This window comes from Klebsiella sp. D5A (assembly GCF_001620885.1).
In the GTDB taxonomy this organism is placed as follows: domain Bacteria; phylum Pseudomonadota; class Gammaproteobacteria; order Enterobacterales; family Enterobacteriaceae; genus Klebsiella; species Klebsiella variicola.
This window is the reverse complement of the sequence record NZ_KV407481.1, coordinates 611,564-625,594: the sequence shown is the minus strand read 5'-3', so window position 1 is coordinate 625,594 and position 14,031 is coordinate 611,564. Positions and strand designations below refer to the sequence as shown.

Annotated in this window: 13 protein-coding genes; 9 read left to right on the top strand and 4 right to left on the bottom strand. The window is 60.3% G+C overall.

Going from position 1 to position 14,031, the window contains the following annotated elements; all coding sequences use genetic code 11:
- Positions 1–113 precede the first annotated feature (113 nt).
- The gene (mltB, locus tag AS136_RS03050; protein WP_012540785.1) at positions 114–1,193 is read right to left on the bottom strand and encodes a lytic murein transglycosylase B; all 1,080 of its coding nucleotides are present in this window, start codon (positions 1,191–1,193) and stop codon (positions 114–116) included.
- Positions 1,194–1,469: 276 nt separating this feature from the next.
- Here mltB and srlA point away from each other — a divergent pair, with 276 nt between their 5' ends.
- The 7 genes from srlA to gutQ all read left to right on the top strand — a co-directional run bounded on the left by srlA (position 1,470) and on the right by gutQ (position 6,452).
- On the top strand, positions 1,470–2,033 hold the full coding sequence (gene srlA / locus AS136_RS03045) for a PTS glucitol/sorbitol transporter subunit IIC (protein WP_016161686.1): 564 nt from the start codon (positions 1,470–1,472) through the stop codon (positions 2,031–2,033).
- Positions 2,030–3,001 carry a PTS glucitol/sorbitol transporter subunit IIB gene (srlE, locus tag AS136_RS03040; RefSeq protein ID WP_008806159.1) on the top strand — a complete coding sequence of 324 codons (972 nt, stop codon included), beginning with the start codon at positions 2,030–2,032 and terminating at the stop codon, positions 2,999–3,001. The genes srlA and srlE overlap by 4 nt, the downstream gene beginning before the upstream one ends.
- A gap of 13 nt (positions 3,002–3,014) precedes the next feature.
- Positions 3,015–3,377 carry a PTS glucitol/sorbitol transporter subunit IIA gene (gene srlB, locus AS136_RS03035; RefSeq protein ID WP_008806160.1) on the top strand — a complete coding sequence of 121 codons (363 nt, stop codon included), beginning with the start codon at positions 3,015–3,017 and terminating at the stop codon, positions 3,375–3,377.
- Between the two features lie 12 nt (positions 3,378–3,389).
- A complete protein-coding gene (srlD, locus tag AS136_RS03030) occupies positions 3,390–4,169 on the top strand; it encodes a sorbitol-6-phosphate dehydrogenase (protein WP_008806161.1) in 780 nt (259 codons plus the stop codon).
- Between the two features lie 124 nt (positions 4,170–4,293).
- A complete protein-coding gene (gene gutM, locus AS136_RS03025) occupies positions 4,294–4,653 on the top strand; it encodes a transcriptional regulator GutM (RefSeq protein ID WP_023323169.1) in 360 nt (119 codons plus the stop codon).
- A gap of 67 nt (positions 4,654–4,720) precedes the next feature.
- The gene (gene srlR / locus AS136_RS03020; RefSeq protein ID WP_008806163.1) at positions 4,721–5,494 is read left to right on the top strand and encodes a glucitol operon DNA-binding transcriptional repressor SrlR; all 774 of its coding nucleotides are present in this window, start codon (positions 4,721–4,723) and stop codon (positions 5,492–5,494) included.
- Positions 5,487–6,452 carry an arabinose-5-phosphate isomerase GutQ gene (gutQ, locus tag AS136_RS03015; protein WP_008806164.1) on the top strand — a complete coding sequence of 322 codons (966 nt, stop codon included), beginning with the start codon at positions 5,487–5,489 and terminating at the stop codon, positions 6,450–6,452. The genes srlR and gutQ overlap by 8 nt, the downstream gene beginning before the upstream one ends.
- Here the strand turns inward: gutQ and norR are convergent.
- Entirely contained in the window at positions 6,415–7,965 is a 1,551-nt protein-coding gene (gene norR / locus AS136_RS03010) for a nitric oxide reductase transcriptional regulator NorR (protein WP_023323170.1), read from the bottom strand. The genes gutQ and norR overlap by 38 nt on opposite strands.
- A gap of 187 nt (positions 7,966–8,152) precedes the next feature.
- On the opposite strand from norR, the gene norV reads away from it, so the two are divergent.
- Together norV and norW are read left to right on the top strand one after the other, a co-directional pair.
- On the top strand, positions 8,153–9,601 hold the full coding sequence (gene norV / locus AS136_RS03005; protein ID WP_023323171.1) for an anaerobic nitric oxide reductase flavorubredoxin: 1,449 nt from the start codon (positions 8,153–8,155) through the stop codon (positions 9,599–9,601).
- On the top strand, positions 9,598–10,731 hold the full coding sequence (gene norW / locus AS136_RS03000) for an NADH:flavorubredoxin reductase NorW (RefSeq protein ID WP_023323172.1): 1,134 nt from the start codon (positions 9,598–9,600) through the stop codon (positions 10,729–10,731). The genes norV and norW overlap by 4 nt, the downstream gene beginning before the upstream one ends.
- Before the next feature lie 50 nt (positions 10,732–10,781).
- On the opposite strand, the gene AS136_RS02995 is transcribed toward norW, so the two are convergent.
- Positions 10,782–11,795 (bottom strand): HoxN/HupN/NixA family nickel/cobalt transporter, encoded by a 1,014-nt coding sequence (locus tag AS136_RS02995; RefSeq protein WP_008806172.1) that lies wholly within the window; start codon positions 11,793–11,795, stop codon positions 10,782–10,784.
- Entirely contained in the window at positions 11,792–14,026 is a 2,235-nt protein-coding gene (hypF, locus tag AS136_RS02990) for a carbamoyltransferase HypF (protein ID WP_063266662.1), read from the bottom strand. The genes AS136_RS02995 and hypF overlap by 4 nt, the downstream gene beginning before the upstream one ends.
- Between the last annotated feature and the right edge of the window lie 5 nt (positions 14,027–14,031).

Genomic DNA, 14,031 nt, shown 5'->3' with positions numbered 1-14,031 from the left:
CCCCGGTCGCGCTGCGCTTACCGGGGCTACCAACCGGATACCAGACCGTAGCCCGGATAAGGCGGTACGCGCCGCTATCCGGGGAGGCGCGGAATCTGTCAGCCGGATGAAAATCAGTACCCGCCACGGGCCTGAGAAACCGCCAGGCCCAGTTGCCAGACGGCCATCGCGTAGTGGGTGCTGTGGTTATAGCGGGTGATGGTGTAGAAGTTCGGCAGCCCGTACCAGTACTCATAGCCGGTGCCGACATCCAGCCGTAGCAGACTGGCCTGCTGATGGTTACCCAGCGGCTGGGTTGGGGTTAGCCCCGCCGCCGCCAGCTGCGACACGCTGTATTTGGTTTTGAAACCATTCTCCAGCCCCGGCGCCTGGCCCAGCGCCTGCACCGCCACCAGATCGCCGCTCACCCAGCCATGCTGTTTGAAGTAGTTGGCCACGCTGCCGATGGCATCCACCGGGTCCCACAGGTTGATATGGCCGTCACCGTTAAAATCGACCGCATACTGCTTATAGGAGGACGGCATAAACTGGCCGTAGCCCATCGCCCCGGCGAAAGAACCTTTCAGATCCAGCGGGTCGTCGCTTTCGCTGCGCGCCATTAACAGGAAGGTTTCCAGCTCCGACGAGAAGTATTCAGCGCGGCGCGGGTAGCTAAATGACAAGGTCGCCAGCGCATCAAGGATGCGGGTTTTGCCCATCACCCGACCCCAGCGAGTCTCCACGCCGATAATGCCGACGATGATTTCCGGCGGCACGCCATAAACCTGATAAGCGCGGTTCAGCGCATCCTGATACTGGTTCCAGAACACCACGCCGTTCTGCACATTATCCGGGGTAATAAACTGTTTCTTGTAGCGCAGCCAGGCGCCGGTCGGCCCGGTCGGCGGCAGGCCGGTCGGCGCCTGACGATCCATCAGCCGCAGGACGTAATCCAGGCGCTTAGCCTGCGACAGGATCTCCTGCAGCTGCTGTCTGTCGAAGCCGTGCTTCGCCACCATCTTATCGATGAACTGCGCCGCCGCCGGGTTGTTGGCGAAGTCGCCGCCCATCTGCATCACGTTATGCTGCGGTTCCAGCAAAAAGCCGCCGGTTCCACTCGCCATCTCCGTTTCCGCGGGGGTCTTGGGTTTGCTGCTGCAGGCAGCGAGGAGCACACAAAGGGGAAGTAAAGCCAGATAGCGACGCTTCAACATGGGAATTCCGTTTAACAAATTCAGCAAGGGATAATTATGGTAAAGCATGCGACGACCAACAAGAAAGCGACAATCCGTTTGTAGACAAAATAGTCCTTCATCGCCCCTTCCCTACATACTGCCATGCGCCTCATCGTTTCATCCTCTTGCCTTCAAACTTTCAAAATAAAATATTTATCTTTCATTTTGCGATCTATTTAACACTTTAAAACCTTTCAAAATGATTAAAATCAGCCTGCAGTTAGCAAGAAAAATAACACGCTGAAGGAGAGAACAATGATTGACGTCGTTACCCACGGCGCGGAGTGGTTTATCGGCCTGTTTCAGAAAGGCGGCGAGGTATTTACCGGCATGGTGACCGGGATCCTCCCCTTACTGATCAGCCTGCTGGTGATCATGAACGCGCTGATCAACTTTATCGGCCAGCAGCGGATCGAAAAGCTGGCGCAGCGCTGCGCCGGCAACCCGCTTACCCGTTACCTGCTGTTGCCCTGCATCGGTACCTTTGTCTTCTGCAACCCCATGACCTTAAGCCTTGGCCGCTTTATGCCAGAGAAGTACAAACCAAGCTACTACGCGGCGGCCTCCTATAGCTGTCATTCGATGAACGGGCTGTTTCCGCACATCAACCCCGGCGAGCTGTTTGTTTATCTCGGCATCGCCAACGGCCTCACCACGCTTGGCCTGCCGCTTGGTCCCCTGGCGGTGAGCTACCTGCTGGTTGGCCTGGTAACCAACTTCTTCCGCGGTTGGATCACCGACCTGACCACCTCTATTTTCGAGAAAAAAATGGCGATTCAGCTTGCCCGGAAAGTGCATCTGTCAGGAGCGACATCATGACCCGCATTCGTATTGAGAAAGGCACCGGCGGCTGGGGCGGCCCCCTTGAACTCGACGTCGTCGAGGGCAAAAAGATCGTCTATATCACCGCCGGCACCCGACCGGCGATCGTTGACCGCATCGCCAGCCTGACCGGCTGGCAGGCGGTTGATGGATTTAAAGAGGGTGAACCGGCGGAAAGCGAAATTGGCATCGCCATTATTGACTGCGGCGGCACCCTGCGCTGCGGCCTCTACCCGAAGCGCCGTATTCCGACCATCAACATCCACGCCACCGGTAAATCCGGGCCGCTGGCGCAGTATATCGTCGAGGATATTTACGTCTCCGGGGTGAAAGAAGAGAACATCAAACTGCTGGAAGATAGCGGCGAGACGGCAGCGCAACCACTCCCTGCCGCGGGACGCGATTATGACGCCAGCAAAAAGATCACCGAACAGAGCGACGGCCTGCTGGCTAAGGTCGGGATGGGGATGGGTTCGGTGGTGGCGGTGCTGTTCCAGGCCGGACGCGACACCATCGACACGGTGCTGAAAACCATTCTGCCGTTTATGGCCTTCGTCTCGGCGCTGATCGGCATCATCATGGCCTCCGGCATCGGCGACTGGATTGCCCACGGCCTGGCGCCGCTTGCCAGCCATCCGCTGGGGCTGGTGACCCTGGCGCTGATCTGCTCCTTCCCGTTGCTGTCGCCATTTCTCGGCCCCGGCGCCGTTATCGCCCAGGTCATCGGCGTGCTGATCGGCGTCCAGATCGGCCTTGGCAACATTCCACCGCACCTCGCCCTGCCCGCGCTGTTTGCCATTAACGCTCAGGCCGCCTGCGATTTTATCCCGGTAGGCCTGTCGCTGGCCGAGGCCCGTCAGGATACCGTGCGCGTCGGCGTGCCGTCGGTGCTGGTCAGCCGCTTCCTCACCGGCGCGCCAACCGTGCTGATCGCGTGGTTCGTTTCCGGATTTATTTACCAGTAAGAGGTTCCTGAAGATGACCGTCATTTACCACACCACCATTACCCGCATCGGCGCCTGCGCGACGATGGCGCTGGAAGAGCAGATGCTGATCACCTTCCGCGAGGGCGCCCCGGCGGATATCGAAGAGTATTGCTTTATTCACAACCACGGCGAGCTTGCCGGCCCCCTGACGCCGGGCGCAGAGCTGCAGCTCGGCGACAGGCGTTATCCGGTGACCGCCGTCGGCGAGGTCGCCGAACAAAACCTGCGCGAGCTGGGCCACATCACCCTGCGCTTCGACGGCCATCGTGAAGCGGAGTTTCCCGGAACCGTTCACGTCGCCGGCCCGGTGCCGGATGCTATCGCGACCGGCTGCGTACTGAAATTTGTTGCTTAGAAGGAGAGAAAGATGAATCAGGTTGCTGTTGTCATTGGTGGCGGACAAACCTTAGGAGAGTTTCTGTGCCGCGGTCTGGCCGCCGAGGGGTACCGCGTGGCGGTGGTCGATATTCAAAGTGAAAAAGCCAGCCGCGTCGCCCAGGAGATCAACGCTGAATATGGCGAAGGCACGGCATACGGCTTCGGCGCCGACGCCACCAGCGAAGCCAGCGTCACTGCCCTGGCTCACGGGGTGGATGAGATTTTCACGCGCGTCGATCTGCTGGTGTACAGCGCCGGGATTGCCAAAGCGGCGTTTATTAGCGACTTCGCGCTGGGGGATTTCGACCGCTCGCTGCAGGTGAACCTGGTGGGCTATTTCCTCTGCGCCCGCGAGTTCTCGCGGCTGATGATCCGCGATGGCATTAAAGGTCGCATCATTCAGATCAACTCGAAGTCCGGCAAAGTGGGCAGTAAGCACAACTCCGGCTACAGCGCGGCGAAGTTCGGCGGCGTCGGGCTGACCCAGTCGCTGGCGCTGGATCTGGCGGAGTACGGTATTACCGTCCATTCGCTGATGCTCGGCAATCTGTTGAAATCGCCGATGTTCCAGTCGCTGCTGCCGCAGTATGCCACCAAGCTCGGCATTGATGAGAGCGAAGTCGAGCAGTACTACATCGATAAGGTGCCGTTGAAACGCGGCTGCGATTACCAGGATGTGCTGAACGTGTTGATGTTTTACGCCAGCCCGCAGGCGTCGTACTGCACCGGGCAGTCAATTAACGTTACCGGCGGCCAGGTGATGTTTTAAAAGGTTCCCGGATGGCGCTGCGCTTATCCGGGCTACAAAAATGTCGGTCGGGTCAGGCGCTAGCCGCCACCCGACAAAAAACGGTACCCGGGTTGTACCCGGTACCCCACTTTCAGGAGACATTATGGTTACCGCATTAATCACCGTCGCCGCTATCGCCTGGCTGACTCAGCTGGCTTTCGGCGGCTGGCAAATTCGCCGCTTCAATCGCGCTTTTGATAGCCTTTGCCAGCAGGGCCGCGTTGGCGTCGGCCGTTCCTCCGGGCGCTTTAAACCACGCGCGATTGTCGCTATCGCCGTCGATGAAAACGATCGTATTTGCGATACGCTGTTGATGAAGGGCCTCACCGTCTTCGCCAGTCCGCAAAAAATCCCCACGCTTAGCGGTAAACATCTCGAGGAATTGCAGCCTGATGTGATCTTTCCCAATGATCCGCTCTGTCAGAATGCACTATCATTAGCGCTTAATCCGAAACATGCATAATTTCGTTGTGAAAGTTAATATCTTGCGAAATTATCACTTCGAAACTTAAACGCAGGATACAACGCCTATGAAACCACGTCAGCGCCAGGCAGCCATTCTCGAGCACCTGCAATCGCAGGGCAAATGCTCGGTCGAAGAGCTGGCGCAACACTTCGACACCACCGGCACCACTATCCGCAAGGATCTGGTGATTCTGGAGAATGCCGGGACCGTCATCCGCACCTACGGCGGCGTAGTGTTGAATAAAGACGAGGCCGACCCGCCTATCGACCACAAGACGCTGATCAACACCCACAAGAAAGCGCAGATTGCCGAGGCCGCCGTACGCTACATCCACGATGGCGATTCAATTATCCTCGACGCCGGCAGTACCGTGCTGCAAATGGTGCCGTTGCTGAGCCGCTTCAATAACATCACGGTGATGACCAACAGCCTGCATATCGTCAACGCCCTTTCCGAGTTCGATAACGAGCAGACCATCCTGATGCCGGGCGGCACCTTCCGTAAAAAATCGGCTTCATTCCACGGCCAGCTGGCGGAAAACGCCTTCGAACAATTCAGCTTCGACAAGCTGTTTATGGGCACCGACGGCATCGATCTGGTGGCGGGCGTCACCACCTTTAACGAGGTCTATACCGTCAGTAAGGCGATGTGTAACGCCGCCCGCGAAGTGATCCTGATGGCCGACTCATCCAAGTTTGGCCGTAAAAGTCCCAACATTGTCTGCGGCCTTGAACGCGTGGATAAATTGATTACCGATGCCGATATTGACCCTGAATTCCAGCGGGCGCTGGAAGCCAAAGGTATTGAAGTCATTATTACTGGAGAACATCATGAGTAACTTTTTGTTAGAGGCCGGACGCCAGACCCTGATGCTTGAGCTGCAGGAGGCGAGCCGCCTGCCGGAACGCCTGGGCGACGACTTCATCCGCGCGGCGGAAACCATCATCCACTGCGAGGGCAAACTGATTGTCTCCGGTATCGGTAAATCCGGCCACATCGGTAAAAAGCTGGCGGCAACCTTCGCCAGCACCGGCACCCCGGCCTTTTTCGTCCATCCGGCGGAAGCCCTGCACGGCGATCTCGGTATGCTCGATAGCCGCGACGTGATGCTGTTTATCTCCTACTCCGGTAGCGCAAAAGAGCTGGATCTCATCGTGCCGCGGCTGGAAGAGAAATCCATTCCTCTGCTGGCGATGACCGGCAAATCCACCTCGCCGCTGGCGCTGGCGGCGAAAGCGGTGCTGGATATCGCCGTGGAGCGCGAAGCCTGTCCGATGCATCTGGCGCCGACCTCCAGCACCGTTAACACCCTGATGCTGGGCGACGCGCTGGCGATGGCGGTGATGCAGGCGCGCGGTTTCAATGAAGAAGATTTCGCCCGTTCCCACCCGGCGGGCGCCCTCGGCGCGCGTCTGCTGAATAAGGTGCATCACCTGATGCGCCGCGACGAAGAAGTGCCGCGGGTCGATGCCGGGGCCAACGTCATGGACGCCATGCTTGAACTCAGCCGAACCGGGCTCGGCCTGGTGGCGGTCTGCGATGAAACCAACCGCGTGCAGGGCGTTTTCACCGACGGCGACCTGCGCCGCTGGCTGGTTGCTGGCGGTACGCTCAACGATAGCGTCACTCGGGCGATGACCCGCAACGGCGTAACGCTGCAGGCGGAAAGCCGCGCGGTGGAAGCCAAAGAGCGGCTGATGAAACACAAAATCAGCGCCGCGCCGGTCGTGGATGAAAACGGCCAACTGGTCGGCGCCATCAACCTGCAGAACTTTTACCAGGCAGGGATCCTTTAAGCCCCAGTCGTTTCGCCAGCCGATGCAGGTTGGCGACGTCCAGTTCCAGCGCACGGGCGGTCGCCGCCCAGTTGCGCTGGTTCGCCTCCAGGGCGCGGCTAATCGCTTCTCGCTGAAAAGAGTCAGTCGCCTCGCGTAGATTGACCTTCTCTATCGCGGGTGACGCTGCCGCCGTCTCAGTCGGCAACATCGGCGCCGTCACCGCAAACTGGAAATGCTGCGGCTCCAGTACCACTTCATCACCGGCCTGGGTGGCCCGCGCCAGCACCACCGCCCGGTGAATAGCATGCTCCAGTTCGCGCACGTTGCCCGGCCAGGACCACTGCTGCAGCCTGTTTCGCGCCGCCTCAGCCAAAATGACCCGCGCCAGCCCCATCCGCAGGCGGCACTGCTCACAGAAATAGCCCGCCAGCAGCACCACATCGTTTTCCCGTTCGCGTAGCGCCGGAACCGACAGCGGGAAGACGCTCAGCCGATGGTACAGATCGGCGCGAAAGCGCCCTTCCACCACCTCCTGGCGCAGATCGCGGTTCGTCGCCGCCAGCACCCGCACATCGACCCGCAGGCTGCGGTCATCGCCGACGCGCTGAATATCGCCATACTGCAACACGCGCAGCAGCTTCGCCTGCAACGCCAGCGACAGTTCGCCTATTTCATCAAGGAACAGGGTGCCGTTATCAGCCATCTCAAATTTACCGCTACGGTTGCTGATAGCCCCGGTAAACGCCCCTTTCACATGGCCAAACAGCTCGCTCTCCGCCACGCTTTCCGGCAGCGCCGCGCAGTTGAGATAGACCAGCGGATTGGCGGCTCGCGGCGATCCCTGGTGCACCGCCTTCGCCACCAGCTCTTTCCCGGTGCCGGTTTCGCCGCTGATCAGCACGTTTAAATCCGAGGCGGCGACGATATCGATCTCTTTTTTCAGCTGCAGCATGGGCGCCGACAGGCCGATAATCTCCTGACGCTCAGGCTGCGCGTCATTCACCGGTTGCACCGGCAACACATTTTGCGCCTCAAGGCGGGCGATGAGCAGCGCGTTATTCAAGGCGCCAGCCACCAGCGCGGCAATCAGCCGCAGCTCTTCATCGCTGAAGCTATCGAAACGGTCGGCATCCATGCCGTCAAGAGTCAGCGCGCCAATCAGCGTCTGCCCGGCAAACAGCGGCAGGCCAACGCAGGCGTGAACCTTCAGGCTCTCATGACCGGGGATCAGCCCGTCATAGGGGTCGGGCAAGTCGCTATCCGCCGGGAAGCGCACCACATCCCCGGCACGCGCAATCGCCTCAAGCCGCGGGTGTCCTTCCAGGGCAAAGCGCCGACCAAGCACATCCTGCGCCAGGCCATCGATCGCCAGCGGCACAAACTGATGCGCCTCATAGCGCAGCAGCGCCGAGGCATCGCAGCCGAGGATCTGCCGCAGGGTAGTAATCAGGCGCGAAAAGCGGTCGGTGTGACCAATATCGCTTTGTAAATCAATGGCGATTCTCGCCAGCTCGTCGACGGAAAAACTCATTGCCGCTCCATTGTCATTTTGACAACACGCATTGTCATATCGACTATTTTAGCCATTGTCATTTTGACAGCAACCAAAATCAGAAAAAATTAAAAATAGCCAATTATCAATGAATTAAAAAGTTGGCATGCAACTTGATATAAGCCAGTCAACTGAGTTTAAACACACTGTATTGATTGAGGTTGCTATGTCTATTGCGGTTAAAAATAACATTCTTTGGGTTGGCCAACGTGACTGGGAAGTGCGTGATTTCCACGGCACCGAATATAAAACGCTGCGCGGCAGCAGCTACAACAGCTATCTCATCCGCGAAGAGAAAAACGTGCTGATTGATACCGTCGATCATAAATTCAGCCGCGAGTTCGTGCAGAACCTGCGCAGCGAAATCGATCTCGCCGACCTCGACTACATCGTCATTAACCACGCCGAAGAGGACCATGCCGGCGCGCTGACTGAGCTGATGATGCAGATCCCGGATACGCCGATTTACTGCACCGCCAACGCCATCGACTCGATCAACGGCCACCATCATCATCCGGAGTGGAACTTCCACGTGGTGAAAACCGGCGATACTCTCGATATCGGTAATGGTAAACAGCTGATCTTCGTGGAAACGCCGATGCTGCACTGGCCTGACAGCATGATGACCTACCTGACCGGCGATGCGGTGCTGTTCAGCAATGACGCCTTCGGCCAGCACTACTGCGACGAACACCTGTTCAACGATGAAGTGGACCAGATTGAACTGTACGAACAGTGCCAGCGCTACTACGCCAACATCCTGACGCCGTTTAGCCGTCTGGTGACGCCAAAAATTACCGAGATCCTCGGTTTCAACCTGCCGGTGGAGATGATTGCCACCTCCCACGGCGTGGTCTGGCGCGATAACCCGACGCAAATCGTCGAGAAATACCTCGAGTGGGCGGCGGATTATCAGGAAGATCGCATCACGATTTTCTACGACACCATGTCCAACAACACCCGCATGATGGCGGATGCTATCGCTCAGGGGATCACTGAAGTCGACCCGCGGGTAGCGGTAAAAATCTTCAACGTCGCCCGCAGCGACAAAAACGACATTCTCACCAACGTTTTCCGCTCGAAAGGCGTACTGGTGGGCACCTCCACCATGAACAACGTGATGATGCCGAAAATCGCCGGGTTGGTGGAAGAGATGACCGGGCTGCGTTTTCGCAATAAACGCGCCAGCGCCTTTGGCTCGCACGGCTGGAGCGGCGGCGCGGTAGACCGCCTCTCCACCCGCCTGCAGGATGCCGGCTTTGAGATGTCGCTGAGCCTGAAAGCCAAATGGCGCCCGGATATCGACGCGCTGGAATTGTGCCGCCAACACGGACGCGATATCGCTCGTCAGTGGGCCCTCTCGCCGCTGCCGGTTGCTGAAGCAGCGACAACGCCGGAACCACAGGATTGCGCCTGTGCCGCCGCCGCGGCCGCCGATCTCGGCCCCATGATGCAGTGCAGCGTGTGCCAGTGGGTCTATGACCCGGCAAAAGGCGAACCTAACCAGGATGTCCAGCCGGGTACGCCGTGGAGTGAAGTGCCGGACAATTTCCTCTGCCCAGAGTGTTCTCTTGGCAAAGATGTCTTTGACGTACTGGCGACGGAGGCAAAATGAGTGATGGCATCGTCATCATCGGCTCGGGCTTTGCGGCCCGCCAGCTGGTGAAAAATATCCGTAAGCAGGATACGCAAATCCCGCTGACCTTAATCGCCGCCGATAGCATGGATGAATACAACAAACCGGACCTCAGCCATGTCATCAGCCGCGGGCAGAAGGCCGACGATCTGACCCTGCAAAGCGCCGGCGAGTTCGCCGAGCAGTATAATCTGCGTCTGTTTCCCCATACCTGGGTGAGCGATATCGACGCCGAAAAACGGTTAGTGAAGAGCCAGGATAACCAGTGGCGCTATGACAAACTGGTGCTGGCCACCGGGGCGACGCCGTTTATCCCGCCGGTGCCGGGACGCGAGCTGATGCTGACGCTGAACAGCCAGCGCGAATATGGCGCGGCGCAGAGCCAGCTGCACGACGCGAAGCGCGTGCTGATCGTCGGCGGCGGCCTGATTGGCTGCGAACTGGCGATGGATTTCTGCCGCGCCGGTAAAGCGGTAACGGTGGTCGATAACTCAGCCAGCGTGCTGGCGGCGCTGATGCCGCCGGAGGCCAGTAGCCGCCTGCAGCATCGGCTTACCGAGATGGGCGTACATCTGATGCTCAAGGCGCAGCTTGAGGGGTTAGAGCAAACCGCCGACGGCATTCGCGTCAGTCTCGACCGCCAGCGCGCGATAACCGTCGATGCGGTGGTGGCCGCCGCCGGCCTGCGCCCGGAAACGTCGCTGGCGCGCCATGCCGGATTGCAGATTAACCGCGGCGTGGTGGTCAATAATCAACTGCAAACCAGCGACCCGGCGATTTATGCGCTCGGCGACTGTGCGGAAATCAACGGTACGGTACTGCCGTTCCTGCAGCCGATTTTACTCAGCGCCATGTGCCTGAGTAAAAACCTGCTGGCGCAGGCGGGGGAACTCAAGCTGCCGCCAATGCTGGTGAAAGTGAAAACCCCGGATCTGCCGCTGCATCTGGCCGGCGACACCCGCCGCGACGATCTGACGTGGAATATCGTAGCCGCCAAAGAGGGGCTGGTAGCGAAAGGCGTGGATGCCGAAAACCAGCTGCGCGCCTTTGTGGTGAGTGAAGACAAAATGAAGGAAGCCTTTGCGCTGCTCAAACAGCTGGTGAGTTGATGGTTTTCCCGGCTTGCGGCGTAAACGCCTTAGCCGGGAAAATGCTGCAGCTAACGCGCCAGATTGTCGTAGCCGCGCCAGCGGTAGTTAAGCACCGACAGCGCCCAACAGGCGACAAACAACCCGACCACCACAAATCCGGCATCGCCAAGGTTATCGTTTAACATCCCCACCCAGCGCCATATCCCGCCACTGAGCGCAAACTTATCCATTAGCAGGCCCAGCGCTTCCAGGCCGCCGATAAACAGCGCCACCACCACCGAGGTGCCGGTGATGGTCATATTGTAATAAAGCTTGCGCTGCGGTTTGCTGAACGCCCAGCCGTAGGCGCCGACCATCAGCACGTTATCGAGGGTATCCACCAGCGCCATACCACTGGCGAACAGCGCCGGGAAGACCATAATCGACCAGACGGAAATCCCGCTCGACGCGCCGGCGGCGGAGATACCCAGCACGCCGATTTCGGTAGCGGTATCAAAACCGAGGCCGAACAGGAAGCCGACCAGGTACATCTGCCAGCTGCGGCTGACCAGACGGAAGGTTTTGCCAAACAGCCAGCTCATCACCCCGCCGCCGCTGACGATTTCGTCGCTCACTTTCTCACCGCGCTTCCACGCCCGAAAGCTGCGCCACACGCTGCGTAAAATCACCAGGTTGATAAAAGCCATCGCCAGTAAAAACAGGGCCGACACGGCGGTGCCGATGACGCTACCGGTGTCATGCAGCCAGCTCATCTGCGCGCTGAAGGCCGTGGCGGTCGCGGCAATCGCCGCCGAGGCCAATACCACAATCGATGAGTGGCCCAGCGAGAACCAGGCCCCGACGGCGAAAGGCCGCCGCCCCTGCTGCATCATTTTGCGGGTCACGTTATCAATCGCCGCGATGTGGTCGGCATCCACCGCGTGGCGCAGACCGTAGCCCCAGGCCAGAAGGCTGGCGGCCATCAGCGCGCCGCTGTCGCCAAAGGCCTGCAGCGCCCAGCACCAGGCCAGTAAGTTCGCCGCGATCAACCCCAACACCAGTCCCGCAGCGCGCGGCTGCTGGCGTAAAACTGTCATTATCATTGTTGTGTTCCTTGAGCCTGCCCGCGGGCGGCGGCGATCACCGCCTGACCATATGCGATTGCGCCGTCGCCGGCCGGCAACTGCTGCGCAAACAGCAGAGTAAAATCCGCCAGATAAAAGGTCAATCGCGCCGCCAGCAAGCGATTATGCAGCACCCCGCCGCTGCAGACCATCGTCTCGATACCGCGGGCAGTGGCGCAGTCGCGGGCCATCGCCGCCAGCCCACAGGCCAGGGCGTCATGGAAGGCCCAGGCTTTCTGCGCCGGGGTCGCCTGCCAGTTCAGCCACTGTCGCCAGAAGGTTGCTAAGTCCAGCACGTCGTCGCGCCACGGCAGCGTAACCGGGTGGCTGACGCCGGGGCAGCTGGCGGCCAGCGCCTCCAGCCGACAGGCTGCTTCGCCTTCATAGCTCAGGCTCTCCGGCGCACAATCCAGCGCACAGGCGACGGCATCAAACAGCCGTCCGCAGGACGAGGCGCGCGGCGCGTTAATGCCGCGATCGATGGCCTGCGCCAGCAGCGGCCAGTTGCGCTGGCGGAGGGGGGCGGTCTGCGGATAATCCTGCCAGTCAGGGACAAAGGCCAGGCACTGAGCCAGCAGATTTCGCCACGGCTGGCGCGCCGCCAGGTCACCGCCCGGCAGCGCCACGGCCGGCAACCCGCCAAGATGTTCGCACTGGCGATAGTTAACCCGCAGGCACTCCCCGCCCCACAGCGCGCCATTCTCCCCCATGCCGATGCCGTCGAGGGTCAGGGCGATAACGTCGCCGCCGTCAAGCGGCCAGTGGTGCTCGGCCAGGCACGCCGCAGCATGAGCATGGTGATGCAGCACCGTCTCCACCGGCAGCGACAGGGACGCCGCCCACTGCGTTGAACGATAGCCGGGATGGGCATCAACCACCACCCGCTGCGGCACAAACGCGTAAATGCTTTGCATCAGTTGCAGGGTGCTGCGCCACTGCTGTTCAACGCCTTCCTCGCCAAGATCGCCAAAGTGCTGGCTCAGCACCGCTTCGCTGCCGCGCGCCAGGCAGAAGGTATTTTTCATATCCGCGCCGAGAGCCAGTAGCGGCGGGATGTCTTGTAGCCCCGGCGGCAGCGGCAGCGCATCCGGGACGTAGCCCCGGGCGCGGCGCAGCATTTCACCGCTTGACCGCACCAGCGAATCATCCATTCGCTGCAGGATGTCGCGATTATGCAAGAGAAAGCCGTCGGCAATGTCGGCTAAGTCGTTGAGCGCCTGAGCATTACTTAACGCCGGCGGACGGCCGCTAAGGTTGCCGGAGGTCATGACGATGGGGCGCGCCAGGGCCTGCAGAAGCAAATGCTGCAGCGGATTAGACGGCAGCATCACCCCTACTTCCGCAAGTCCTGGCGCAATCTCGTCACACAGGCCGGAGACCTGCGCTTTAGCAATCAGTACGATGGGCGCCGCCGGGGAGCCCATCAGCGCCGCGGCGTCGGCGGGTAAGCCCGCCGCTGACGGCAACATCACCGCCAGCGGTTTCGCCGGACGGTGTTTCCTCGCCCGCAGCGTGGCAACGGCAGTAGGATTACCGGCATCGCAGGCCAGATGAAAGCCGCCGATGCCTTTTATCGCCACGATGTCGCCTGCCGCCAGCCGCGTGATGGCCGCCTGCAGCGCCGCCTCGCTGTTCAGCGTTTCCCCCTCTGCCCGCCATTCCAGGCGCGGCCCGCAGTCGGGGCAGGCCACCGGCTGGGCGTGAAAACGGCGATCCGCAGGATCGCGGAACTCCGCCTCACAAGGGGAACAGAGCGGGAACGGCGCCATTGCGGTGAAAGGCCGGTCGTAGGGCATGGCGCGGATAATGGTTAACCGCGGCCCGCAGTGGGTGCAGTTGATAAAGGGGTAGCGGTAGCGGCGCGCCCGGGGATCGTTCATCTCCGCGAGGCACGCCGGACAGGTCGCGGCATCGGGCACAATCTGAGTGCGCATGCATCCCGCCCCGCTCTCGCGGATGGTGAAATCCTTCGGCGTGGCCGTCCAGCAATAAGGGGTGCAGTCGGTGCTGTCGATACGCGCCAGCGGCGGGCAGTGGTCAGCCAGAGCGGCAGTAAAACCATCGTCGCCCCCGGCCAGCCGCACGAGGACGCCGTCACCGTCATTACAGACATCGCCGCAGCGGGCCTGCGTCCGGGCCAGCTGCCAGACAAAGGGGCGGAACCCCACCCCCTGCACTTTACCGCGAATGCGGATTTGCACCCCGTTCATGCCAC